General features: G+C 49.7%; 25 protein-coding genes. 21 read left to right on the forward strand and 4 right to left on the reverse strand.

The features are described 5' to 3' along the window. Positions 1-43: 43 nt before the first annotated feature. Complete coding sequence (locus tag TK45_RS07150; protein ID WP_131257951.1) at positions 44-3,451, reverse strand: sensor histidine kinase; 3,408 nt, start codon at positions 3,449-3,451, stop codon at positions 44-46. A gap of 191 nt (positions 3,452-3,642) precedes the next feature. Here TK45_RS07150 and TK45_RS07155 point away from each other — a divergent pair, with 191 nt between their 5' ends. The 8 genes from TK45_RS07155 to katG all read left to right on the forward strand — a co-directional run bounded on the left by TK45_RS07155 (position 3,643) and on the right by katG (position 12,134). Next, entirely contained in the window at positions 3,643-3,909 is a 267-nt protein-coding gene (locus tag TK45_RS07155) for a DUF4212 domain-containing protein (RefSeq protein WP_131257952.1), read from the forward strand. Between the two features lie 11 nt (positions 3,910-3,920). Next, a complete protein-coding gene (locus TK45_RS07160; RefSeq protein WP_131257953.1) occupies positions 3,921-5,654 on the forward strand; it encodes a sodium:solute symporter family protein in 1,734 nt (577 codons plus the stop codon). A gap of 141 nt (positions 5,655-5,795) precedes the next feature. Continuing rightward, positions 5,796-6,284 carry a hypothetical protein gene (locus tag TK45_RS07165; protein WP_131257954.1) on the forward strand — a complete coding sequence of 163 codons (489 nt, stop codon included), beginning with the start codon at positions 5,796-5,798 and terminating at the stop codon, positions 6,282-6,284. Next, a complete protein-coding gene (locus tag TK45_RS07170; protein ID WP_131257955.1) occupies positions 6,284-8,149 on the forward strand; it encodes a putative nucleotidyltransferase substrate binding domain-containing protein in 1,866 nt (621 codons plus the stop codon). Before TK45_RS07165 ends, TK45_RS07170 begins: the two co-directional genes overlap by 1 nt. Continuing rightward, a complete protein-coding gene (locus TK45_RS07175; protein WP_131257956.1) occupies positions 8,149-8,826 on the forward strand; it encodes a 3'-5' exonuclease in 678 nt (225 codons plus the stop codon). Before TK45_RS07170 ends, TK45_RS07175 begins: the two co-directional genes overlap by 1 nt. A gap of 71 nt (positions 8,827-8,897) precedes the next feature. Further along, a complete protein-coding gene (locus tag TK45_RS07180) occupies positions 8,898-9,167 on the forward strand; it encodes a hypothetical protein (RefSeq protein WP_131257957.1) in 270 nt (89 codons plus the stop codon). Next, complete coding sequence (locus TK45_RS07185) at positions 9,164-9,697, forward strand: PH domain-containing protein (protein ID WP_131257958.1); 534 nt, start codon at positions 9,164-9,166, stop codon at positions 9,695-9,697. Before TK45_RS07180 ends, TK45_RS07185 begins: the two co-directional genes overlap by 4 nt. 226 nt (positions 9,698-9,923) lie before the next feature. After that, positions 9,924-12,134 (forward strand): catalase/peroxidase HPI, encoded by a 2,211-nt coding sequence (gene katG, locus TK45_RS07190; RefSeq protein ID WP_371414266.1) that lies wholly within the window; start codon positions 9,924-9,926, stop codon positions 12,132-12,134. Between the two features lie 41 nt (positions 12,135-12,175). Here the strand turns inward: katG and ppiC are convergent, their stop codons facing one another. Genes ppiC through TK45_RS07205 form a run of 3 tightly spaced genes read right to left on the reverse strand, consistent with a single transcriptional unit; the run spans position 12,176 to position 15,418 of the window. Continuing rightward, the gene (ppiC, locus tag TK45_RS07195) at positions 12,176-12,451 is read right to left on the reverse strand and encodes a peptidylprolyl isomerase PpiC (RefSeq protein ID WP_131257960.1); all 276 of its coding nucleotides are present in this window, start codon (positions 12,449-12,451) and stop codon (positions 12,176-12,178) included. 23 nt (positions 12,452-12,474) lie between these two features. After that, entirely contained in the window at positions 12,475-13,233 is a 759-nt protein-coding gene (locus TK45_RS07200) for a DUF3667 domain-containing protein (protein ID WP_131257961.1), read from the reverse strand. A 31-nt stretch (positions 13,234-13,264) separates the two neighbouring features. Beyond that, positions 13,265-15,418: a GspE/PulE family protein gene (locus TK45_RS07205; RefSeq protein WP_131257986.1), complete on the reverse strand. Its 2,154-nt coding sequence runs from the start codon at positions 15,416-15,418 to the stop codon at positions 13,265-13,267. Between the two features lie 427 nt (positions 15,419-15,845). Between TK45_RS07205 and rpsJ the strand changes: the two genes are divergently transcribed. From rpsJ to TK45_RS07270, 13 genes are all read left to right on the forward strand, one after another. Then, on the forward strand, positions 15,846-16,157 hold the full coding sequence (gene rpsJ / locus TK45_RS07210; protein ID WP_010179497.1) for a 30S ribosomal protein S10: 312 nt from the start codon (positions 15,846-15,848) through the stop codon (positions 16,155-16,157). 17 nt (positions 16,158-16,174) lie between these two features. Beyond that, entirely contained in the window at positions 16,175-16,813 is a 639-nt protein-coding gene (rplC, locus tag TK45_RS07215; protein ID WP_131257962.1) for a 50S ribosomal protein L3, read from the forward strand. 17 nt (positions 16,814-16,830) lie between these two features. Next, positions 16,831-17,436, forward strand: a complete 606-nt coding sequence (rplD, locus tag TK45_RS07220) for a 50S ribosomal protein L4 (protein WP_131257963.1) — start codon at positions 16,831-16,833, stop codon at positions 17,434-17,436. Continuing rightward, entirely contained in the window at positions 17,433-17,735 is a 303-nt protein-coding gene (gene rplW / locus TK45_RS07225; protein ID WP_131257964.1) for a 50S ribosomal protein L23, read from the forward strand. Before rplD ends, rplW begins: the two co-directional genes overlap by 4 nt. 14 nt (positions 17,736-17,749) lie before the next feature. Further along, a complete protein-coding gene (rplB, locus tag TK45_RS07230) occupies positions 17,750-18,574 on the forward strand; it encodes a 50S ribosomal protein L2 (RefSeq protein WP_131257965.1) in 825 nt (274 codons plus the stop codon). 15 nt (positions 18,575-18,589) lie between these two features. Continuing rightward, a complete protein-coding gene (rpsS, locus tag TK45_RS07235) occupies positions 18,590-18,868 on the forward strand; it encodes a 30S ribosomal protein S19 (protein ID WP_131257966.1) in 279 nt (92 codons plus the stop codon). Positions 18,869-18,878: 10 nt separating this feature from the next. Continuing rightward, positions 18,879-19,211: a 50S ribosomal protein L22 gene (gene rplV / locus TK45_RS07240; RefSeq protein WP_131257967.1), complete on the forward strand. Its 333-nt coding sequence runs from the start codon at positions 18,879-18,881 to the stop codon at positions 19,209-19,211. Between the two features lie 9 nt (positions 19,212-19,220). Next, positions 19,221-19,922, forward strand: a complete 702-nt coding sequence (gene rpsC / locus TK45_RS07245) for a 30S ribosomal protein S3 (RefSeq protein ID WP_131257968.1) — start codon at positions 19,221-19,223, stop codon at positions 19,920-19,922. 3 nt (positions 19,923-19,925) lie between these two features. Beyond that, positions 19,926-20,339 (forward strand): 50S ribosomal protein L16, encoded by a 414-nt coding sequence (gene rplP / locus TK45_RS07250; protein WP_131257969.1) that lies wholly within the window; start codon positions 19,926-19,928, stop codon positions 20,337-20,339. Further along, on the forward strand, positions 20,339-20,530 hold the full coding sequence (rpmC, locus tag TK45_RS07255; protein WP_131257970.1) for a 50S ribosomal protein L29: 192 nt from the start codon (positions 20,339-20,341) through the stop codon (positions 20,528-20,530). The genes rplP and rpmC overlap by 1 nt, the downstream gene beginning before the upstream one ends. Then, positions 20,530-20,787 carry a 30S ribosomal protein S17 gene (gene rpsQ / locus TK45_RS07260; RefSeq protein WP_131257971.1) on the forward strand — a complete coding sequence of 86 codons (258 nt, stop codon included), beginning with the start codon at positions 20,530-20,532 and terminating at the stop codon, positions 20,785-20,787. Before rpmC ends, rpsQ begins: the two co-directional genes overlap by 1 nt. Before the next feature lie 125 nt (positions 20,788-20,912). Beyond that, complete coding sequence (locus TK45_RS07265; protein ID WP_131257972.1) at positions 20,913-23,093, forward strand: S9 family peptidase; 2,181 nt, start codon at positions 20,913-20,915, stop codon at positions 23,091-23,093. 175 nt (positions 23,094-23,268) lie between these two features. Beyond that, the coding region (locus tag TK45_RS07270; RefSeq protein ID WP_131257973.1) for an Ig-like domain-containing protein at positions 23,269-26,160 on the forward strand (2,892 nt) is incomplete at its 3' end.

A 26,160-nucleotide genomic window follows, 5' to 3' on the forward strand; every position in this document is an offset into this window, starting at 1 on the left:
TTGGCAGTAAAAGATCCCTCTGCATGACATGCAGAGGGATTGCTTATTTCACTAGTAAACTTTGCATCAGTGCCCTGAGTTTGGCCGGTTTAACTGGCTTGCTCAGATAACTGACCTGTTGTTGTTTGCACGCTTCGATCAGTTCTTCTTCACGATTGGCAGTAATCAGTATCGCCGGCAGGTAATCGTCACGATCACGGCGCAGATCCTGAATCAGTTGCAGGCCATTTTGGTTATCACCCAGCTGATAATCCACCAATAACATACCGGGTGGGATCTCCTCTGCCAATGCTTTGGCCTGCGAGACATTATTGGCCACGCGGGATTTCACCTTCCACTTGTGTAACAGCGTTTCCATTGCATCCAGGTTAACGCGCTGATCATCTACCACCAGGGCGGTTAGGCCGCTAAGGCCAAGTTTATTAACCCGGCTAACGTCGCTGACTTGTTTCTCTGCGGCACACATGGGCAGCTCAAACCAGAAGCAACTGCCTTTGCCGCTGACTGAACGCACTGAAATCGGACTGTTCAATTGCTGACCGAGACGGGCAACGACACTTAAGCCGAGGCCAAGGCCACGCTGCATTCTGTTTTCCACCCGATAAAAGTCATTGAAGACTTTACTCTGTTCGTCACGATCGATGCCTAAGCCACTGTCCCACACTTGCAGTAAAATATGCTCTCCGCGTTTGCGCGCGGCGATAATTACGCCGCCCTGTTCGGTGTATTTAACGGCATTGGATAACAGGTTTCGTACGATACGATGCAAATAGGTGGGGTCGGTATTGACCCACACATCCGGAATATGGCTGCGTAAGCGCAAACCTTTGTGTTCTGCTTTCATACTGAATTCATGCACCAGCGACTGCATAACATTTCGCAGTGAGCAGGGGTGGGGCTTGGGTTGTAAATCCCCCTGATCGAGGCGGGCAATATCCAGCAAGGTAGCGATTAACGCTTCACTGGCCAATACACTGTCATTGAGCTTGTCTAATACTTCCCGATCGTTAGCTCGCAACTGAGATTCCTGCAATGAACTCAAATACAGTTTGGCAGCGTTGAGCGGCTGTAAAATGTCGTGGCTGGCCAGCGCCAGGAAGCGGGTTTTACTGGCATTGGCGTGTTCCGCGGCTTTGCGCGCATTGACGATTTCCTTTTCAGCGTCAGCGCGGCGCTCGATTTCTTTGCGAAGTTCCGCGTTAATCGCGTGTACCTCTTCGCTGCGTTTCTGAATGCGGTTTTCCAAGTCAATATTGGCCTCTTCCAGTGCCTGCTGAATTTCGATGTGCGCGGTGATGTCGTTAAACGAGGTAACAAAGCCGCCCCCGGGCAGCGGATTGCCGACCATTTCGATGACTTTGCCATCGCTGCGCTGACGTAAAAAGCGATGGGGTGTGCCTTGTCGCAAATGCTCCATACGCTTGGCGACCAGCATATCCACTTCACCCACGCCGCACTCACCGCGTTCGGCGTTGTAGCGCACCAGATGTTCAATGGGCATGCCCGCTCGGATCATGCCATCCGGATAATTGAACAGATCCAGATAACGTTTATTCCAGGCAACCAGATTAAGATTGCGATCTACCACCGAGATCCCCTGATCTAAGTTTTCCAGCGAGGTAAGCAGCGCACTCATATTAAATTTCAGCGCGGCGGTGGTGTCATCGAAGAAATTCACCACTTCCTCGAAATCCAGCTTGCGGCCACCGATGGCGCTGTCAATGATGGCTTTGGCACTGGAAGCGCCTATTACGCCCCCCAGCGCCCGTTCACAAAACTGCAGAAAGTCATCGGTCGGTGCTTGCTGGGCGGTCAGGTGCTCATCCACGGTGGCGTTGTAGTCGTCGAGAAATACCGCACATCGTTGCTCTCCGAGAAACATAGTCAGCAGGGTTATCAGATCCGCGACGGTGGTGTTGGCAGTCGGTTTGAGAGCGGCATTGAGGTAAGGATCTTTAGGCGCCACAAAGGCCTGGGCCTGGATACGATCGATTAAACGGGGTTGTGAGGTGATGGAAAACAACGCATAGGCCAGACAGTTGGCAATTAAACTCAGCACCGCGCCCTGCACAATCACATGGTTTTGTATCACAACGGCCGCGTCAGTCAGCAAGGGTAACAGCAGCCATAACACCCAGGTAAACATGGCGGCTAACAGCCCGGCATACACCCCATGGGCATGGCCGCGCTTCCAGTACAAGCCGCCGACAATGGCGGGCAGCAACTGAATCACCAGTGAGAAGGCTATCCAACCGATTGACGCCAGTGATTTACTGCCGGTCATTTGCTGATTATATAAATATGCCAGCAACAGCAGCATGCCAATGGTTAAACGCCTTACGGCCAGAATTGTTGGGGTAAATCCGCTGCCGATATGACTACGTGAGGCCAGATATTTAGGCAGAATCACATCGTTGGTGATCATGGTTGAAAGCGTCAACGTCGCGACAATGATCATCGCTGTGGCGGCAGATAAGCCACCCAAAAATACCAGCATTTTTATCAGTGGAATATCCGATAGCAGGGCCAGTGACAATACATAGGTGTCTGGTTCGATTTGTGCCGGCGACAGTAAAGCATGGCCGAAGGTAGCTATCACCGGGATGATGAGCGCCAATACCGCCAGGTATAGAGGGAAAGTCCAGCGCGCAATTTTCAGATGTTTTAAGTCGAGATTATCAATAATCGAAACATGGAATTGACGTGGCAGACAGATCACTGCCGCAGCGGCGATCAGGGTCTGTAGCCAGAACGACAAGGAGCTTACCCCCTGCAGGCTGTAACTTTGGATAATTGCGTCCACTGGCAGGGCATTATCTGAACTATGCCACACCCACCAGGCAACCAGCGCCACCGCTGCCAATGCAAGAATCTTAATCAATGACTCAAACGCAATGGCCAGCATCAGCCCGCGGCGGTATTCGGTCACATCTGCGTGTTTGGTGCCGAAGTAGATGGCGAAGATACCGATAAATAAAGCCGCCAAAAATACGATGCCGCTGGCTTCTGTTTCGCCGGAAACCAATAAAAATGCCGAACCAATCGCTTTGAGCTGGAGGGCGATATAGGGAATGGTTGCTAACAGTGCAATCAGGGTGACCAGCAACGCGACTGTTTGACGTTTGCCGTAGCGCGAGGCGATAAAGTCAGCAATGGTGGTGATGCGTTGCTTTTTACTGACCAGCGCCAGTTTATAGATAAAGCGATAGCCAAACAGATACAGCAACACCGGGCCAAGCAGAATGGGTAAATAGTCCCATTGATGTCGTGCCGCTTCGCCTACCGCCCCGAAATAAGTCCATGCCGTGCAGTAAATTGCCAGCGCCAGCGAATAGGTTAATGGATGGCCGGTCAGTTTTCTCGCTGTCGGTGAATTGGCGTCGCCCCAGCGCGCCAGCCAGAAAAGACCTGCAAGATACAACAGGGCAATTGCCACCCAACCTAACGCCATGAGTTGTTCCCTTTTTTAATCAATAAGTCACTGTATCACAGACAGAATCTGCCCCTGTAGTGTTACGACTAAGGTCTGATTTAACACTTGATTAACACCATCTACAGTACAAAACGTGCGCAATAGTACCCGGGCGGGTGACGGGCAACGCGCGAAGTTACACGATAAAAAACCAAATAAGGGGAGCAGTCATGGCTTTCAGAAGTGAAGAAGATGCCAAAAATTATTGGCGCGAGAACGTCAGCCTGATGGTCAAGCTTATGATCATCTGGTTTGTCGTATCCTTTGGATGCGGCATCCTGTTCGTTGATGCACTAAACAACATCCAGCTGGGCGGATACAAACTGGGATTCTGGTTTGCACAGCAGGGGTCCATTTACACCTTCCTTGTGCTGATTTGGTACTACGCCAAAGCCATGGGCAAGCTTGACGCCAAATACGGCGTGAACGAAGACTGAGGAGCAGCGCAATGGATTTACAAACCTTAACGTACATTGTGGTGGGTGCAACGTTTGCGCTGTACATCGGTATCGCTATTTGGGCGCGTGCCGGCTCCACTAAAGAATTCTATGTCGCGGGCGGCGGGGTTAACCCGGTTGCCAACGGTATGGCCACAGCTGCGGACTGGATGTCAGCCGCATCATTTATTTCCATGGCAGGTTTGATTGCCTTTATGGGATACGGCGGTTCGGTGTTCCTGATGGGCTGGACCGGTGGTTACGTAATTTTGGCTATGTTACTGGCGCCGTACCTGCGTAAATACGGCAAATTTACTGTGCCAGAGTTTATCGGTGATCGCTTCTACTCTAACGCTGCGCGCGTCGTTGCGGTGGTGTGTCTGATTATCTGTTCGGTGACCTATGTTATCGGTCAGATGAAAGGGGTTGGTGTTGCGTTCGCCCGCTTCCTGGAAGTGTCCTATGACATGGGTCTGTATATCGGTATGACGATCGTGTTTATCTACGCTGTATTGGGTGGCATGAAAGGGATTACCTACACTCAGATTGCTCAATACTGTGTATTGATTCTGGCCTACACCATTCCTGCGGTATTTATCTCACTGCAACTGACCGGTAACCCACTGCCGCAGTTAGGTCTGGGTAGCACTATGGCGGATGGTTCTGGTGTCTATATGCTGGATCGTCTCGATCAGGTGGTTACAGAGTTAGGTTTCGCACAGTATACGGTGAGTAAGCGCGGCGATACCCTGAATATGTTCGTATACACCATGTCACTGATGATCGGTACGGCGGGTCTGCCCCACGTTATTATCCGTTTCTTCACGGTACCAAAGGTAAAAGATGCACGTTCTTCAGCCGGTTACGCCCTGCTTTTTATCGCGATTCTGTATACCACAGCACCTGCAGTAGCAGCGATGGCACGTTTAAATCTGCACCAGACTATCGAGCCGGTAGCGGGTCAGAACATTGCCTATGACGAGCGTCCAGCCTGGTTTAAAAACTGGGAAAAGACTGGTCTGCTGGCATTTGAAGATAAAAACGGTGATGGCCGCATTCAGTATTCTGCTGATAAAGCCACCAACGAAATGGTTAAAGTTGATAACGACATTATGGTACTGGCGAACCCTGAGATTGCCAAACTGCCTAACTGGGTGATTGCTTTGGTCGCCGCCGGTGGTCTGGCAGCCGCATTGTCTACTGCTGCGGGCTTGTTATTGGCGATTGCTTCAGCAATTTCCCATGATCTGCTCAAAGGTATTCTCAAGCCGGATATGGATGAGAAGAGTGAGTTAATGTGGAGCCGTGTGGCAATGGTTGGTGCAATCGGCGTGGCTGGCTATCTGGGGTTAAATCCACCCGGATTTGCGGCTGGGACGGTGGCACTGGCATTTGGTCTGGCTGCGTCGTCTATCTTCCCGGCACTGATGATGGGTATCTTCAGTAAGCGTGTGAATATGCAAGGCGCTATAGCAGGTATGATCGCCGGTATCTTTATCACCCTGTTCTATGTATTCCAGCACAAAGGCTTGTTCTTTATTCCCGAGTGGACGTATCTGGAAAGCTGGGGCAGCAACTGGTTTATGGGGATCGAACCCAACGCCTTCGGTGCAATTGGTGCCATCGTGAACTTTGCAGTTGCCTACATTGTATCCAGCATGACGGCGGAACCGCCACAGCACGTACAGGATATGGTTGAATACATCCGTATTCCGGTGGGTGCAGGTCAGGCACAGGATCACTAAGCTAAAATGTGATGACGAAAGGGCGCTGCGGCGCCCTTTATTTTGTAAGGCTAATTATTTGAATTACATCAAAAAACTGCACAGCCAAATGCATCGTAGCGGTGTTATATTGAACAAAATCATCAGTAAGAGTGAGTCGTAATGTTTACTAATAAACATGTCATCGTGGCCATGATTGTCGCCCCCATTCTGGCAGTACTGGCCTATTTTGGAACGGACGCCATCGTGTCAGAAACCCCTCAAGCCGCGCAGCAGGGGCAAACTTATCAATTGGTTGCGAAACCTAATTGTCGTTATCAAAGCGGCGTATGCGGCATGCAAAATGGCGATGTTGAGCTGGATCTTCAGTTACAAACTGATCCGCAGGGCCAGCTCAGATTATTGCTGAACAGTAATTTGCCGTTGCAAGGAGCCAAGCTGGCCTGGGCCAATGGCGATCCAGTGCCATTAACTGCGACCCAACAAGATGCACAACAATGGCAATTGCTGTTGGCAGAGCGTCCGGCCAAGGATGCACAGTTGCGTCTGGTGGTGAGTATTAATGACTCGCTGTATTTCGCCGAGACCGGCACGGTATTTTTTGATTACGAAACTATTTTTGGTCAGGATTTTCGCCGCGGAGGTAACTAATGACCGACATTGAATCCAATCCTGAATTGCTGATGGTGGTGGACTTTCTTGTCACCTGTCCGCCGTTTGATTTGCTGGAAGACGCACAATTACACCAGTTGGCAAGCAGTATTGAGGTTCAATACTACCGCAAAGGACATATTTGCGGACAAAGTGGCTTAGGTGGTCTGCGCATTATTCGAAGTGGCGCGATTGATATCCGCTCGCAGGATGACCGGCTGGTGCAGCGCATGGGCGAAGGTGAAAGCTACAACCTTGCCAGCCTGCTGGAGGAATACCCTGATGCAGTGGTCAAACTTTATGAAGATTCACTGCTGTATACCGTACCCGATGACGTGTTTCGCGAAATCGCCAGCCATAACCGTGATTTTGATCGTTATTATCATCGTCAGATAAACCGGCGCTTACGTCGCGCGGCGCGCTATACGCCAGAACCACATAATATGATGCGTACAGTGGAAAGCGTTATGGCGCGGGACATATTGTCATTCGGGCCAGAGACCCCCATCCGCCATGCTGCACAAGCGATGTCAGCGCGACGCATCTCCTCGGCACCGGTGCTGGAAAATGATCGTCTGGTTGGCATCATAACTGACCGGGACTTTCGCAGTCGGGTGATTGCGGCTGGGCTGGATTATAACGAACCGGTCAGTCAGGTTATGACCTGCGACCCAATCAGCGTTAATAAAGAGCAGACCCTGTTTGATGCCACCTTATTGATGGTAAAACGCAAGATTCACCACTTGCCTGTGGTAGAAAAGCACGACAAAGGCCATTTAGTTGGCATCATTACTTCGTCGGATTTAATGCTGGCACGCCAGGATGACCCGGTGTACGTGGTGCAGCATATTGGTCGCGCCAACGATATTCAGGCGATGAAGACGGTCGTCGATGGTATGCCGGGCATGATGGTGGAATGGCTAAATGCGGGCATTAAGGTTAGTCAGGTTAGTCATTTTCTTACTGCGATCAGCGACGCAGTGACCCGGCGCTTAATTGAGATGTATCAGGACAAACAGGGCCGCGCACCGGTAGCCTTCTGTTGGCTGGGTTTTGGTTCGCAAGGCCGTGCGGAACAGCTGGTGAATGCCGATCAGGATAACGGTATGGTCATTGCCGATGAGGCCAGCGACGAGCAGTTAGCCTGGTTTAAAGACATGGCCAAATTTGTCTGTGATGGTCTGAATGAATGTGGCTACGTGTATTGTCCCGGGCAGGTGATGGCGATGACCGACGAATGGCGTCAGCCCCTCAAGAACTGGCGCAATACCGTAAATAAATGGACCCTGAGCCCGACGCCTGCTGCGGTAATGCGGGTCAGTATTTTCTTTGATTTACGTGCCGTTTACGGGGATGAATCCCTGTGTAAAGCCTTGCAGGCGCATATGCTCGAGCAAGCCTCCAGTAACTCGATTTTTTTGGCGGCACTGGCAGCCAATGTGTTGGAACAATCGCCCCCGCTGGGGATATTTCGTCGGTTTATCGTCGAGCGAAATGGCGAGCATAAAGATAATCTGGATCTGAAAAAGCGTGGCGTGATCCCGATTATAGATATGATGCGCATTCACTCGCTTGCCAATAAGATTGCGGCGGTAAATACGACGGAACGCATCGAAGCACTGGTACAGGCCAAAGTGTTGACGGTAAAAGACAGCCGCAATATGCAGGACGCCTATGATTTTATTATGCAAACCCGCGCCCGCGCGCAGGCGGCGGCCATCGAAAAGCAAGGTGTTGAAGCCGTCAGTAATTATATCGACCCGGATACGCTGCCAGATACCCAGCGACGCCATCTGAAAGATGCCTTTACAGTAGTGCATGATGCGCAATCTGCAATTCGTCTGCGATACCGGGGTGGTATGTAATGTGGCTTGGCCTGCGCCGCCGATGGCACGCGCGTAAAATCGAAAAAACCTTATTAGGAAAGTACTTACAAGCACCGTTGATAAGTCACCGTCAGGATTGGAAAGACGTGACCTGGCTGGGAGTGGACATTGAAACGACCGATCTTGATCCCGCCAAAGGTGAGATCGTCAGTATTGGCTGGGTGCCGATGCGCGGTGGCAAGATACTCCTCGGTGAAGCGCGCCAGTTATTCGTTACCATTCGCAAAGAAGTGGGGCAAAGCGCTGTATTTCATCAAATCAGCGATGATGACTTGCGCCATGGCATGAAGGCGTCTGAGATGCTGGCGGAGTTTCTGCAGGCTGCACGCGGTAGTGTGTTGGTGTTTCACAATGCACAGCTAGATATGGCGTTTCTGAACAAACTCAGTCGACGTATTTACGGTGCGCCTATGCTATCGCAAATCGCCGACACACTGATTTGGGAGAAAAATAAGATTTTCTCCCACTACCAGCACATTCCCCCGGATACGCTGCGCTTACATAATTGTCGACGTCGCTATAACCTGCCAATCTATCCAGCGCATAGCGCGTTGACCGATGCACTGGCCACGATTGAGCTACTGATGGCACAAATCTACAACATGGGCAATCAGGTTAATGTTGGTGATGTGCTCAGAAAATCGTCGCCATTCTGAGATTTTTTTACTGACAGCACCGCTCGCGCTTGTTAGCGTGGAGATCTGTTATTCAGGGAGCGGTATCGAAAATGGCAACATCTTCATCTGAGTTTTTGGTCTGGAGTAAGCGGGTCAGCACTCTGCTTATTTTACTCTGCGTCGTAGCCTTTATGTTCTGGCGTCAGCCGCAATGGCAGTTTCCTTTGTTGGGTGCGGTCGCGGTATTGATTGGGGTTCGCTTGTATCTGGGTTCCCGCACAAAATCGTCCGAAAGTAACAGTCTGTCATTCTGGCAGTCGCCGTTTCCCTATGTGCTCGGCTTTTTCTTGCTGTTTATTGCTGCGGTACTCACCTCATGACAGGTGACACATTATTGCAAACAGCGGAATTTAATCCGGCGGTAAAAACCTATTGGTTAATCAACTGGATAATTATCAGTGTGCTGACATTGGTGGGGATCCCGCTACTGCTGATCTCGATCCCTATCGCTATGATGGTGTGCCACCACATTCTGCGTGCCATGAGTGCTGAGTTATATGAGCGCAAGCTGGTCGTGCGTCGTGGTATTTTGTTCACCGTGGAAAAGTCGATTCCTCTGGAAAAGATCACCGATGTGGCCATGATGCAGGGGCCACTGATGCGTATGTTGGGCTTACATCGCCTGACCTTTGAAACCGCCGGACAATCCGGTAATGGCGCGTTAGTCTCGTTAGTCGGTATTGTCGAAGCCGCTGCGTTTCGCGAAGCTATTTTGCGCCAGAAGGATCAGTTACAGGATGGCCAGAGCAATAAAACCGAGGCGACTGGTGCACCCTCAGAAATGGCAGAGCTAATCCAAAGTGTGCGCAATATCGAAGCGCTGCTGACAGAAATCGTTAATCGCAAGTAAAACCAAATTTTTCTAACACCATGTCGGGCCGTTTGTCCGGTCCGATATGGTGTGTCATTCCACGTTTGTCGTTAACCCCCCGCACCGATAAATTTTTCCTATCAAACCAATCGGATAAATGCGACTGCGCAAATATGGCGTCCTGACTACACTCATTTTCGACGTTGTAAATTAAATGTAAAAAATGAGGAAGGTGGACATGTTTAAGAAATCTGCAGTGGCGGTAATGGTAACCCTTGCAGTGGCTTCATTTGGGGTAGTGGCCGAAGAAGGGAAAATGAGTAAACCGAAAGGCGCTGTCGGCATGGGCACTGTTGCGCCGATGCAGGCGAAATCCAACCTGTTTTGGTGGCCTGATCAACTGGATTTGAGCTTATTGCGCGATCATGATGCCCGTTCAAACCCGTTGGGTGAAAATTTCAGTTACAAAGATGCGTTCCAGAAGCTGGATATGGCGGCGTTGAAAAAAGACATCAACGCAGTGTTAACCGATTCACAGGACTGGTGGCCAGCCGACTGGGGTAACTATGGACCGTTTTTTATCCGTATGACCTGGCACGCAGCCGGAACATATCGCACCCTCGACGGCCGAGGTGGTGCTGGTGGTGGTCAGCAACGCTTCGATCCACTCAATAGCTGGCCTGACAACGGAAATCTGGACAAAGCCCGTCGCCTGCTATGGCCGGTAAAACAGAAGTACGGCGAACATATTTCCTGGGGCGATTTGATTGTATTAGCCGGAAACGTAGCGCTGGAGAATATGGGCTTTAAAACTTATGGCTTTGCCGCCGGCCGCGACGATGATTGGGAGCCAGATATGGTGTACTGGGGCCCGGAAGTTGAGATGCTGGCCAGTGACCGCCGCGAGTCCAATGGTGAGCTACAAAAACCTCTGGCTGCAGTGCATATGGGCTTAATTTATGTCAACCCGGAAGGGCCGGGGGGCAAGCCTGATCCAATGGGTTCAGCGAAAAATATCCGGGAGGCATTCTCGCGCATGGCGATGAATGACGAAGAAACCCTGGCGTTAATCGCCGGTGGGCACACGTTCGGTAAAATGCATGGTGCACACAAAGCGGCGGACTGCCTGGGAGCAGAGCCTGGCGCAGCAGCAACCGAAGAACAAGGTTTTGGCTGGAAGAATAAATGCGGTAAGGGTCACTCCGAGGACACGGTAACAAGCGGTTTAGAAGGTGCCTGGACGCAAGCGCCGACCCAATGGACGTCACTGTATTTATCAAATTTGCTGAATTTTGAGTGGAAACAAACCCGCAGCCCGGCAGGTGCGATAATCTGGATCCCGACCGATGAGTCCGCGCACAGCTCGGTACCCGATGCCCATGTTAAAGGTAAGTCCAATCCGCCGACTATGACTACTGCGGATTTAGCACTTAAATTTGATCCGGCTTATCGCAAGATTGCCGAGCGCTTCCTGGCCGATCCAGAGGAATATCGTCTCGCTTTCGCCAAGGCGTGGTACAAATTGACCCACCGTGACATGGGGCCGGTTGAGCGCTATCTGGGCGATGATTTTCCAAAAGAAGCGTTAATTTGGCAGGATCCTGTGGTCAAGCCGAAATATGATTCACTCAGCGATAAAGACATTGGCAAGCTGAAAAAAGCCATTCTGAATAGCGGGTTGTCTGTGCCAGAGCTAGTCAGAGTCGCATGGGGTGCAGCCGCCTCTTACCGTGATTCTGATATGCGCGGTGGTGCAAATGGTGCGCGTATTGCACTTGCCCCGCAAAAAGACTGGGCGGTGAATAACCCGGCTGAAACTGCCAAAGTGCTCACGAAGCTTAAGGCGATTCAAAAAGACTTCGGCACCGATAAGGTGTCGCTGGCGGATTTAATCGTCCTTGGTGGTGCGACTGCGATTGAAAAAGCGGCCAAGGATGCAGGCTTCACCGTTAAGGTGCCGTTTGTGGCTGGCCGTGGTGATGCCACACAGGCGCAGACGGATGTTAATTCGTTTGCATTGCTGGAACCCAAAGCTGACGGATTCCGTAACTACTATCAGGCTGGGTATTATAAATCGCCGACGGATGCGCTGGTGGATAAAGCGGATCAGTTAGCGCTGACGGTACCTGAAATGACAGTGCTAATCGGAGGGATGCGTGCACTGGGGGCTAACACCGATGGCAGCAAACATGGCGTATTTACCGACAAGCCCGGCACCCTGACCAATGACTACTTCGTAAACTTACTGGATATGTCGACGATGTGGCGTAAGGCCGGTGACATCTATGAGGGGGTTGACCGCAAAAGCGGTAAGGTGAAGTTCACCGCAACGCCAGTGGATCTGATCTTTGGCTCTAACTCTGAGCTACGTGCAGTTGCAGAGGTTTATGCCTTCGACACCTCAAAAGAGCGCTTTGTGAATGACTTTGTCAAAGCCTGGACTAAGGTGATGCAGCTAGACCGTTTCGATATTTAGCAATATCAGAAGTAAAAAGGCGACCATTCGGTCGCCTTTTTTTAATTGCGATACAAGGTTTTAATCAGGTGAAAACCAAACTGTGTTTTTACCGGGCCATGGACTTCCAGAATGGGCTTTTTGAATACGACATTGTCGAATGCTTTGACCATTTTACCGGGCGGAAACTCGCCTAAATCGCCGCCCTTCTTGCGACTGGGGCAAAGAGAGTGCTTTTTGGCCAGTTCATGAAAATTGGCGCCTTTGGCCAGCTTTTGCTTGAGTTCAAGGGCTTCTTTCTCTGTTTTAACCAGAATATGACAGGCACACGCGCGCATGGTGACGTCCCACGGATAATAGCTTAGGAGTTAAATATAGCGGAGGATCTTACCACATACGCGTAGACCGCGAAGCCCAAACCAATGACGACAGCAGAGAAAACAAAATTCAAAAGGACTGCGGCGAAAGCGCGCAAGTAGCGACCTAGTGCGCTGCCTGTCTGGTGAAATCTCGCCAATGCAACAACGTAATAGGGTATCGACACAGCAAAGACTGTCATAAAGGTGGTGCGTGAATACAGGTTAAACAGCAGCAACAGGATGGTCAAAATGGTGATATGCCCGGCCCAATAGAGCTGTGCATAAAAGTATTCGATGACCCGCTGATGATAGCGCCAAAACAGCAACCTGTTCGCTAATGCAGCAAGCCAACTCACCAGAAATGTTAAATATGCCAGCACATTATCCACAACGTGGGAGATTTCCCGCACAAAATTCACGCTTGCAGGCGTATCGGTTTGTGCGGAGAAATTGGTGATACTCACTCCCTTGAACGATGCTAACAGCACCATCAGGGTCATCATCCAGAATGCATAACTGACCGGGTGAGCAAACCTGACGCGTTGGCCCTGGATATATCGTCGTGCGGTCTCTGCCGGCGCCACGCTGAGAGACCAGAATGTGCGGGCAAATGGGGCTTCCCAGGAGATAACAAACTGCTGAAAGGCGTACCACAGGTCGAGGAAACTGAGGCGATTAACGTCCTTTTGCCCACACTGATGACAGTACGTGCCTTGTAACGTCGTCTGACAATTCAGACAGTGTTGCTGATTTACATCCATGTTTTATTTCCAGCCCAACAGTTTGCGGATATTAGTCCGCACCACTGATAATTTGTACCTGAGCGATGTCTGAGTCACCTTTGATGACTTTATAGATAGCATCCTGAGTCAGGGTGCGCATGCCATCGGTGGCGGCCTGTACTTTCATCTCGGATACGGATGCTTCTTTATATACCATGGCACGAAGTGCAGGTGTCATTGACAACAATTCATGCACCCCCGTCCGACCTTTGTAACCTGTCCCACCGCACTCATCGCAACCTTTGGCACGATGCAGCATCAGCGGTTTGGATAAATTCAGCTCAGCCAGATGCTCTTCGCCATACTGGCGCTTAATAAAGCTGATATCCGAATCCGTAGCTTCGTACTCTTCCTTACAATTTTTGCACAGTGTACGCATCAGACGCTGTGCCAGAATGCCCACACAGGCATCGGAGAAGTTGACCGGGTCGAGACCCAAATCCAATAAACGAGTAATGGTTTCTGGTGCTGAGTTGGTGTGCAGTGTGGAAAACACCAGGTGACCAGTCAGTGAGGCTTCAATACCCGCATGGGCGGTTTCCTTATCCCGCATCTCACCGATGAGAATAATATCCGGGTCGGCACGTAAAAATGCGCGTAACGCGCTGGCAAAGGTAAAGCCTATTTTCGGATTCACCTGCACCTGTTGCAGACCAGCCTGAGTAATCTCCACCGGGTCTTCGGCAGTCCAGATTTTCTTGTCTGGCTTATTCAGCTCACCTAACACGGCGTGCAGGGTCGTGGTTTTACCGGAACCGGTTGGCCCTACCACCAGAATAATGCCGTGCGGCTTTTTAATCATTTCACGCATCATGCCGTCATTGCGCGGCGACAGGTTCAATTTTTCCATCGGCAATGCACCACCCGAGGCCAAAATACGCATAACCACGCCTTCGCCTGCTACGGTTGGGATGGTGGCAACCCGCACTTCCACCAACTGCCCTGACATTTTTACACCGATCTTACCGTCCTGGGGTACACGTTTCTCGGCGATATTCAGGTTAGATAAAATCTTAATCCGCGCGATAACTGCGCTGTGATGCGAGGCGGGTACCTGAGTGATGTCACGGCAAACGCCGTCCACCCGCATACGCACACGGGTCGGGCCATTTTTTTCCGGGTCGATATGGATATCGGACGCGTTCAAACGTTTAGCGTCATGCAAAATGCGACTAACCAAGCGTACAACTGCCGGCGCGTCGTCAGACATCTCATCAGCGGATTCTTCTTTTTCCTCCGCATTGGTCGAGATCTCATCGAGAATCTCGTCCATTTCGCCTGGCGCCGTGCCACCACCGGTGCCTTCACCCAGGTATTGCAAGATGGCGTTGGGCAGGCCGACACAGATTTCGTAGCTTTCAATGCCCAGTGCGCTTTCAATTTCCATCAATAGCGCCGCATTGTTCGGTTCTGCCATCAACACGATGGGGTTGTCATTGGCATCGGCAATCACTGCGACCAGGTTGCGCTTTAAATACGAGGAGTTAAGACGACTGTTACTCTGGAACGAATGATACTTATCCGGGTTGTAGCCGATAAACGGCACCTGATAGTGAACTGACAACGCGTGGCCGATTGGCCCTTCTGCGATGCGGTGTTCGGAAATCAGGCGCTGAATAATCTGACGTTGGTCGCGACTACTTTCAGTAATCTTTTTTAAGTCACCTTCGCTGATCAGATTACTATGCACCAGCAGTTGCAGAGGTTGCTGGGTGCCCCCTAATTCGAAGCGAAACTTGTTGCCGATGATTTTGCACAGTTCCTGACCCAACTGCAGATCCGCGTCGCTGAAGTCGCCGCTACGCTTGTTTATGATCTGTAGTACACCCATCAACACGCCGGAATTAAGGATCGGCACACACAATATATTTCGGGTTTTGAAATTACTGGCCTTGTCGAATTTGGTTTCAAATCTGAGACGTGGGTGGATACTTGATAGCTCTTCCGCGTTATACGGATCTTTTATCATTAATGGCAATTGCGCCAAAGCCACGTAGCCAGCAATGGACTGTGGGCTGATGGGGACTTTGATTTCTTTGGTTTCATTACCGGTTTTGAATCGGGCAACCAGTTCCTGATTCTGACGACGACGCTGAAAGATACTCATTCGCTCTGCATCCAGCAGTTTGAGAATGGCGACCTCCAACCGCTGATACGCATCCATTAATGAAGGATGTTCTTCCAGCAGGCTAACAATGTGGTCAAGCTCTTGTTGTTGTAATGGCGTATCCAGCATGTTTTATCGGTGAATCATGTACTTAACTAGGTTTACTATAGCCCAGCGCGGTCCGCGTTGGTATCCTTTTGCGTCAATATGCGCCTGCGTTTGACATCACTTTATCGCGCGAATCGGGGCCTGCCCGACTGCCTAAAAATAAATCACTAATTACATTGCTATAGCGTTAGGGTTTCTGTATACTTCGCGCCCACTGTCAGTAATGTCAGTAATTATTCAACGAACTGTTTTTATTTTGGTTCGCTGAAAACCACAAGATCCCGATAGGGGATCATTGTTTTGCATTCATCCTCACACTACAAAAAGGTAGTTGTTGGGGGTGTGTTCTTTTGTTCTTTCGATTGGAGCTTGGTCGATGCCAAATCAAAGAATTCGCATTCGTTTGAAAGCGTTTGATCATAAATTAATTGATCAATCTACAGCTGAGATCGTTGAAACTGCCAAGCGTACCGGTGCGCAGGTTAGTGGTCCTATTCCACTGCCTACTCGCAAAGAACGCTACACAGTGCTGATTTCACCACACGTCAACAAAGATGCGCGTGATCAATATGAAATCCGCACTCATAAGCGTCTGGTAGACATCATCGAACCTACTGATAAAACAGTAGATGCGTTGATGCGTCTGGATCTGGCCGCTGGTGTTGATGTTCAGATCAGCCTGGGCTAAGAAGAGGGGTTTTGACAATGGCGATTGGTCTAATCGGTCGTAAAGTAGGTATGACCCGTATCTTCACTGAAGACGGTGTATCTATTCCAGTGACTGTTATTGAAGCGACGCCTAACCGTGTAACTCAGTTACGTACTGAGGAAACAGACGGTTACCGTGCGTTGCAAGTTACCGCTGGTACTAAAAAAGCTAACCGCGTAAATAAAGCTGAAGCAGGTCATTTTGCTAAAGCTGGCGTGGAAGCGGGCCGCGGTCTGTGGGAGTTCCGTTTAAACGGTACTGAAGGCGAAGGCATTGAAGTTGGCAGTGAAATCACTGTTGAAGTATTTGCTGAAACCAAGAAAGTAGACGTTATCGGTACTTCTAAAGGTAAAGGTTTTCAAGGTGCAATTAAACGTTGGAACTTTAGTCACCAACGTAATTCACACGGTAACTCTTTGTCTCACCGTGCCCCTGGTTCGATTGGTCAAAACCAGTCTCCAGGTAAAGTTTTCAAAGGCAAGAAGATGGCTGGTCACTTAGGTGATGAGCGCGTCACTGTTCAGTCTTTGGAAGTGGTACGTGTTGACGCTGAAAATCACCTGATCTTAGTAAAAGGTGCAATTCCAGGCGCAACAGGTGGCGACGTTATCGTTAAACCTGCTGTAAAAGCTTAACGTTCGGGAGATAGGTGATGGAATTAGTATTGAAAGACGCCAAAGGCGCTCTTGAAGTTTCCGAAGCTACTTTTGGACGCGAGTTTAACGAAGCCCTGGTTCACCAGGTAGTCGTAGCATATAGCGCCGGTGCTCGTCAGGGCAGCAAAGCGCAAAAAACCCGTTCTGAAGTAAGCGGTGGTGGCAAGAAGCCATGGCGCCAAAAAGGTACTGGCCGTGCACGTGCTGGTACTATCCGTAGCCCAATTTGGGTTGGCGGTGGTCGCGCATTCGCAGCTAAACCTCGTGACTTCGATCAGAAAGTTAACCGTAAGATGTACCGTGGTGCGATCAAAAGCATCCTCTCTGAGCTGGTACGTCAGGAGCGCCTGATTGTTGTTGAGAAGTTTGGTATCGAAGCACCAAAAACTAAAGATTTGGTTGCCAAGCTGAAAGAGCTGGAACTGAATGATGTATTAATCGTGACTTCTGAAGTTGATGAGAACCTGTTCTTGTCTGCACGTAACCTGTACAAGGTTGACGTACGTGACGTGGCTGGTATCGATCCAGTAAGTCTGATTGCTTTCGAAAACGTGTTGATGACTGCTGATGCGGTTAAACAACTTGAGGAGGCGTTAGCATGATCTCTGAACAACGTCTGCTGAAAGTGGTTTTAGGACCACACATTTCAGAAAAGTCTACTATGGCTGCTGAAGGCAACAACACCGTCGTTTTGAAAGTAGCGCGCGACGCGAACAAAGCAGAAATCAAAGCTGCAGTTGAAAAACTGTTTGAAACTGAGGTTTCTGGTGTGCGCACTGTACTGGTAAAAGGCAAGACCAAGCGTCACGGCCTGCGCACCGGTAAGCGTAGCGACTGGAAGAAAGCTTACGTAACGCTGAAAGACGGTCAGGACATCGACTTAGTCGGTGGCGCTGAATAAGAAGGGGATTAGACATGCCATTAATGAAAGCTAAACCAACTTCTGCGGGTCGTCGTCACGTAGTTCAGGTTGTTAATCCTGATTTGCACAAAGGCGCGCCATACGCACCTTTGCTTGAAAAGAAGAGCAAATCTGGTGGCCGTAACAACAATGGTCGCATTACCACGCGTCACATTGGTGGTGGTCACAAACAACACTACCGTTTGATTGACTTCAAACGTACTAAAGACGGAATCCCGGCGACTGTTGAGCGTCTGGAATACGATCCTAACCGTTCTGCAAACATTGCTCTGGTACTGTACGCAGACGGTGAACGCCGTTACGTTCTGGCTCCTAAAGGCCTGAAAGCCGGCGATCAGATTCAATCTGGTGCTGATGCATCTATCAAAGCGGGTAACGCAATGCCGCTGCGCAACATCCCTGTAGGTACTAACGTACACGCAGTGGAACTGAAGCCTGGTAAAGGCGCGCAGATGGCTCGTTCTGCGGGTGCATATGTTCAAATCCTGGCACGTGACGGCGCGTATGTAACGCTGCGTCTGCGTTCAGGTGAAGTACGCAAAGTATTGGCTGACTGCCGCGCCACCATCGGTGAAATCGGCAACTCAGAGCATATGCTGCGTCAATTAGGTAAAGCAGGTGCCACTCGCTGGCGCGGTGTTCGTCCGACTGTTCGTGGTGTTGCCATGAACCCGGTTGATCACCCACACGGTGGTGGTGAAGGTCGTACCTCTGGTGGCCGTCACCCAGTTACTCCTTGGGGCGTTCCGACCAAGGGTAAGAAGACCCGTTCTAACAAGCGTACTGATAAGTTCATCGTACGTCGTCGTAATAAGTAAAAGCGAGGATTCACCATGCCACGTTCTCTCAAGAAAGGTCCATTTATTGACCTGCACTTGTTGAAGAAGGTAGAGGCTGCAGTGGAAAAGAACGACCGTAAACCAATTAAAACTTGGTCTCGTCGTTCTATGATCATCCCAGATATGATTGGGTTGACCATTGCGGTCCATAACGGTCGTCAGCACGTTCCAGTATTAGTTACTGACGAAATGGTCGGCCACAAGTTGGGCGAATTTGCGCCAACGCGTACTTACCGCGGCCACGTCGCGGATAAGAAAGCCAAGAAACGATAAGGGGTAAACAATGGAAGCATTAGCTAAACACCGTTTCGCCCGTACGTCGGCTCAAAAGGCGCGTCTGGTTGCGGATCAAATTCGCGGTTTACATGTAGCGAAAGCTTTAGAACTTCTTGAGTACAGCCCTAAGAAAACTGCTGCACTGATGAAGAAAGTTCTTGAGTCTGCTATTGCCAACGCTGAAAACAACGAAGGCGCAGACATCGACGAGCTGAAAGTAGCTAAAGTTTACGTCGACGAAGGTCCAACCATGAAGCGTATCAAGCCTCGTGCGAAAGGCCGTGCAGACCGTATCTTTAAACGCAGCAGTCACATCACTGTGGTTGTAGCGGATAAGTAGGAGTAGATAATGGGACAGAAGGTACATCCTACAGGTATACGCCTGGGTATCAGCAAACCATGGACTTCTACCTGGTACGCTAATACTAAAGATTATGCTGACAACCTGTTTAACGACCATCAGGTACGTAAGTTCCTGACTACAGAGCTGAAAAACGCTTCTGTATCTAAAATCGTTATCGAGCGTCCTGCTAAGAGCATCCGTGTGACTATTCACACTGCTCGTCCAGGCGTGGTTATCGGTAAGAAAGGTGAAGACGTAGAAAAGCTGCGTAAGCATGTTTCTAATCTGGCTGGTGTTCCAGCACAGATCAACATCGCTGAAGTACGTAAGCCAGAGTTGGATGCGAAATTAGTAGCAGATAGCATCTCTAGCCAGCTTGAGCGTCGTGTTATGTTCCGTCGCGCGATGAAGCGTGCGGTACAAAACGCAATGCGCGTTGGTGCCTTAGGTATCAAAGTGACTGTAAGCGGTCGTCTGGGCGGTGCAGAAATTGCTCGTACAGAATGGTATCGCGAAGGCCGCGTTCCTCTGCACACTTTCCGTGCAGACATCGATTACGCGACCTCTGAAGCGCTGACTACCTACGGTATCATTGGCGTTAAGGTCTGGATCTTCAAAGGTGAGATTCTGGGTGGTCTGCACGCTCAACAAGAGCAACAGCCAGCTCAGGCACCTAAGAAGAAAGGCCGCGCTAAGCAAGGGGGCTAAGAAATGTTACAACCAAAGCGTACGAAATTCCGTAAACAGCACAAAGGTCGTAACCGTGGTCTGGCAATTGCCGGCGGTAAAGTTAGCTTCGGTACATTCGGCCTGAAAGCCGTTGGCCGTGGTCGTATGACTGCGCGTCAAATCGAAGCTGCGCGTCGTGCACTGACTCGTCACGTTAAGCGTCAGGGTAAAATCTGGATCCGTGTATTCCCGGACAAACCAATTACTGAGAAGCCTCTTGAAGTGCGTCAAGGTAAAGGTAAAGGTAACGTAGAATACTGGGTATGTCAGATTCAGCCAGGCCGCGTTCTGTACGAAATGGAAGGTGTTCCAGAGTCGCTGGCACGTGAAGCATTTGCATTAGCAGCTGCCAAACTGCCATTTAAGACAACCTTTGTAACTCGGACGGTAATGTAATGAAAGCGAGCGAACTGAGAGACAAAAGCGTAGAAGAGCTGAACGCAGAGCTGATTAATCTGCTGCGCGAACAGTTCAATCTGCGCATGCAACAAAGCACTGGCCAGTTAGAAAAAACTGACCAAATTCGCAAAGTGCGCCGCAATATCGCACGTGTTAAAACCATTCTGACACAGAAGGCAGGTGCCTAATGACTGAACAGAAAATCCGTACAGTACAGGGTCGTGTGGTCAGTAACAAGATGGACAAGTCCATCACTGTTGCGGTAGAGCGTAAGGTGAAACACCCAATCTATGGGAAGTACATCATCCGCACTACTAAGTTGCACGCCCATGATGAAAACAACCAGTGTAATGAAGGCGATATCGTGACTGTTCGCGAATGCCGCCCTCTGTCCAAGACTAAAACTTGGATGTTGGTTGACATCGTAACTAAATCTGCTGAATAAGCATTTTTAGGCAAAAACTAAAAAAGGCGCTTCGTAAGAAGCGCCTTTTTTGTTACTTAAGCCCTCGAAAAGTAATGCTAATCTTGCCATAGTAACGGCCTATTCCGCACAGACAGGGAACTATCATGCGTGTAATTTGCTTCGCCATTGTCGCATTGACCATGGTCGGTTGTTCCGAACCGCCAGCGACGTCTTCATCTAACGTAACCAGCAAAACAAGTAGCAACATGTATCCACGTTTAAAAGCACTCAAGCAGCCGGCACCGGTTGCTGATCGTATCTCCTATTCTTATCAGCAACATGGCGTCACTATACAGGATCCCTATAACTGGATCCGTGACCCGGAATATCCAGTCGTCAACGATGCCGCCGTTTTAGATTACTTAAACGCGGAAAACGCCTACTACCATGCCTTTTTAGATCAACATACCAAGCTCGTCGACACCCTGTTTGAAGAGTTCAAAGGACGGGTCGATGAAAGCGAAACCTCGGTGCCATACGAGAAGAATGGTTTTGTGTATCGCTGGGAATATCGTCAGGGAGCAAATTATCCAACGTACTTGCGTAGGCCAATCGATGGCACCGAGGAAGTGGTGCTGTTAGACGTACCGGCACTGGCGGAAGGCTATGAATATTTTGTTGTCGGCGAATGGGTGGTGAGCGAGGACAATCGCTATCTGGCCTATAGCGTCGATACCAATGGTGATGAAGCGTACGACATCTTTATTCGTGATCTGCAAAGCGGGCAATTATTGCAGGATAAGTTAGTCGGCACAGGTGGAGACGTGTTGTTCGCGGCGAATAATCAGTTGCTCTACCCCAAGCTACAGAATGAAAAGTGGCGCGTTGAGAGCATTAATTTGCATACGCTTGGTACCGATCAAGGCAGTGATACGGCGTTGATCCGTGAAGAAGACGAAGGGTTTTTCTTAAGCGCTGAGCTGTTATCCAGTGGCGAATGGATCGCCTTTTCGTCCGGACGAGGTGAAGTCACAGAGTTACATGTGGTACCGGCCAGTCAACCCGATGCCAGCCTGACTAAACTGGTATCCCGCGAGCAAGGATTCAAAGCGGACGTAGACCATGGAAACGGCTACTTTTATCTATTAGCCAACGATACCCATGTGAATGGTCGCCTGGTAAGGGTGAAGCAGACAGAGGCAGATTATGCTAACTGGGAAACCCTGATAGCAGGGAGCGACAATACCTACTTGCGCTATTTGCAAACATTCAAAGATTTCCTGGCGTTGCAACTGCGTGACAATGGTCTGGATCAGATTCGGATTCTGCCTAATGCAGGCGCGGCTTATGATATTGATTTTCCGGAGCCTGTTTATACGGCAAACCTCGGTACTAATCCTCAATTCGAGCAATCCCATCTGCGGCTGAGCTATGAGTCGATGATTACCCCGGACACAGTTTATGACTTCGATCTTGGCAGTCAGGCATTAACCATTCGTAAGCAACAGAATATTCCGTCCGGCTACAACAGTGCGCAGTACGTTACTGAACGGGTGATGGTACCGGTGCGTGACGGTGTACAGGTACCCGTGTCGTTGGTATACAAAAAAGGTGTAGTTAAAGATGGGACTGCGCCCATGTGGCTGTATGGTTACGGGGCGTATGGTGCAGGCATGTCGCCATCATTTTCCACGACGCGTTTAAGCATGCTGGATCGCGGATTTGTGTATGCGTTGGCGCATATTCGTGGTGGTGATGAGATGGGGTACCAGTGGTATCTGGACGGTAAGCTGGATAAACGCCAAAACACCTTTAACGATTTTGTCGATGTGGCAAAGTGGCTTGCATCCAAGGGCTACACCAGCGAAGGTAATATCTCTATTTCTGGTCGAAGTGCCGGCGGTGAATTAATGGGGGCAGTAACCATACAGGCACCTGAATTGTGGCGCTCGGTAACGCTTGGCGTGCCGTTTGTGGATGTGATGAACACTATGCTGGATGCCAGTTTGCCGCTTACGCCACCAGAATGGGAAGAGTGGGGTAACCCACTGGAAAGTGAACGGGATTTCCACACTATGCTGGCCTATTCGCCCTACGACAATATCGAAAAGCGCGCGTATCCACCAATGATGGTCACAGGTGGTTTGAATGATCCGCGAGTTACTTACTGGGAGCCAGCTAAGTGGACCGCCAAAATGCGTGCACTGAAAACTGACGATAATTTGCTGATAATGCGCATGAATATGGGCGCAGGCCATTTCGCTAACAGTGGTCGCTATGGACGCTTACGTGACTATGCGGAGGAGTTCGCCTTTATGCTGGTTGCCCACGATATCCATCAATAAGCCCTAAAACTGAACATGCACAACGCCCCAATCGGGGCGTTTTTTTTGCACAGAAAGTCGGGCGGTTAAAAAATAGCCACAGGGCAAATTATTTGCTTTACTCTTTGTTGTATAAAAATAAATCAATCTCACATGGCATTTTCGTTGCCTGTATTCGCATAGGGATGGCGAGCTAATGTTACCTGCCTTAATTAAGAAATGTTTACGTCGAACATCTACTTTGTTTTTTCTGCTACTCAGTTCGCAAGTGTATGCGCAATCACTATTGGAGGAGCTTAATAGTGTTCCCGACAATAGTTGGCTTCCGGCTTCAAAAAATGCCTTCAGTGATGTTTGGACACCACAAGATCAGCGACCTAGTCCAGAAGCCGGTGACATTCTTGGTTCACCAAAAGCCATTATTGGTGCGTGGGGCTCAATGGCGTGGGACTCTCGTCGAGAGAATTTAATTTTTTGGGGTGGTGGTCACGCGAATTATCCCGGCAATGAAGTGTATTTATGGAATAGCGCAAGCCGGAAATGGCAACGGGGGTCACTACCCAGCGAGGTAGAAAAAGTCAATTCGTACGGTTTGTACCTTGCCGTGGATGGGTTGGATAACGCGCCTACATCTTCGCATACCTACGATAACAGCGAATATTTGCCAATCGTTGATCGATTTGTGACTTTCGGTGGGGCGACATATAACACTGGCCGCTTTTTGGAAAATGCAGCCAGAGATTATAAAGCCGGCCCCTATTTCTGGAATCCTGCGCTTGCCAGTCCGAATAAAGTTGGCGGCGCTGACAACTCCCATGCAAAGCCCGATATTTTTCCCAATGTAGTGGGCGGCGCCATGTGGCAGAACCGCGATAACCTGATCACTGGAATGACCGCGAGCGGCGACTTCCCTGGCGGATCCTTTAACGGCTTTATCAATGGAGGAACAGCCTATACCCAGGAAGATGGCCGTGATGTCTTGTACATCAGCGATGGGGATCTTTGGAAATATACCGTTGAATCGTCGGGAAATAATGCTTCAGATCGATTTGAAAAGATCGGAACAGGCACCATCGGGGAGCAGGGGCCAGCGGCATACGATCCGGAACGTCAATTATTTGTGAAAATTCGGGGTAGCAGTTTTGTTGTCTGGGATGTATCGAGAGCGAGCGAGAGTAATGCCGGTATAGGTTTCGTTCCTAGCGATTTAAGTGGACGATTTAATTTTGCCGACTTACTGAATTATGGAATGGATTTTGACCCTATTCGTCAGCGCTTTATCCTTTGGGGCGGCTATGGCGACGTGTGGCAGTTACTGCCTCCAGCGGATTCAAATTTGTCCTCTGGCTGGCAGTTAAGTTCTTTGTCTGTTAGTGGCGAGTTATTACCTAATCGAGGTAGTGGAGGCTTTACGGGTGTACTTGGAAAGTGGAAATACGTTCCGTCATATGATGTGTTTATTGGTGTTTTAAATGGTGTGGATGGTGATATTTGGGTCTATAAGCCAACCCAGTGGCAACCACAAAAGAATCTGAATTCAGACAATCAGGCCCCTGTCGTAACGCTAATAAACGTTTCCAACAATGAAATTGTCACCGGCAGCAAAACAGTCACGATTTCTGCTGCTGATAACCAGTCTATCGATAATGTAGCGCTGTATGCTGACGGCCTGCTAATTGGCACGGCTTCAAGCAGTCCTTATCAGATTGAGTTCGACAGTACGACTCTACGCAATGGCTTCACTTCCCTGCACGCGGAAGCGACTGACCTGCAGGGTAATCGGGGAGAAAGTCCTTATTTGAGAGTTAATATCGCCAATATCATTCCTGAAGATACATCCCCACCTCAGATCCGCATATTGAGCCCGCTGATGTCTGAGAGCGTTAGTGGCGTTTATATTATCCACCTTGCGGTTAAAGATGATGTGGGAATTGACAGGCAAAGTGTATCCGTCAATGGCGATGTTATATGTACGGATATGCTGGAAGGAGGAACCTGTCAATGGGATACCAGTCAACACATTGCCGGAGAGTATATCGTTGCCGCATCAGTCTGGGACTACTTTGGTAATAAGACTGAAACCAGCACCGTCGTAAATGTGGTGGGTTCAGCAGGCAATTACGCGCCAGCAATCACGCTGACCTCTCCTGAACATCAAGTTGGCTATGGTGCAGGTGAGGTGTTGACGATATCTGCAGAGGTAGAAGATGTCGATAGCGACTCAGTTATGGTCGATTTCTATGCTGGTGTAACTCGGCTAGCTACGGTTACGCAGGCACCGTATCAGTATCATTGGCAACCCGGTACAGAGGGAATTTATCACATCAGAGCCATTGCTCGTGACAGCGATGGTAATTCCACCGGTTCGAATGTCGCGATAATTTCATCCGGTATAGCCACTGTAACGATGCAAGAGGGAATGCTGGGTTATGTAGGTATGCAGGATGCATACATTGACGCATATTTTCAGGGTTCGAACACCTCACAACGTACTGAGTTAAAAGATCAGGAAAGCTCAATTTATAAAAATCGAATGTTATTACGCTTCCCGATTTTCCGTTCTGAGGGGGGATGGATCCCTGATGGCGCCACGGTAGAAAGCGCAACGCTCTCAATGTACAAAGCCACCTATTATGACCAGAAATATCAAGTCAATTTGCTACTGAAGCAATGGAAAGACGATGAAGTTAACTGGAATCAGGCAAGGGAAGGAGTGCCTTGGATGGAGCCTGGCGCTGAAGCTGAGTATTTTGACATTGAGCATATAGTGACAGGGTACGGTGAAGCGGGTTGGTTTGGGGGCTGGGTCGATTTTAATGTCACCGATGCGGTTCATGCCATCGCTCAGGGCATGCCCAACTATGGATGGCGGATCAAGGGCATAAGTGGCAATTACAACCTCAAAAAATATTACAGTAGTGAATATACAGACGTTATTACGTCACGCCCTAAGCTCATTGTTCGTTACTCATATGCTGGAGATAGCAACCAACCACCCAATGTGAGTCTGAGTTCACCGACGGATAACAGCCAGTACAGCGAGGGGGAAGATATCTCATTGGTCGCCCAGGCGAGCGACGGAGATGGT

Origin of the sequence: Bowmanella sp. JS7-9 (genome assembly GCF_004329715.1) — a bacterium.
GTDB classification, from domain to species: domain Bacteria; phylum Pseudomonadota; class Gammaproteobacteria; order Enterobacterales; family Alteromonadaceae; genus Pseudobowmanella; species Pseudobowmanella zhangzhouensis.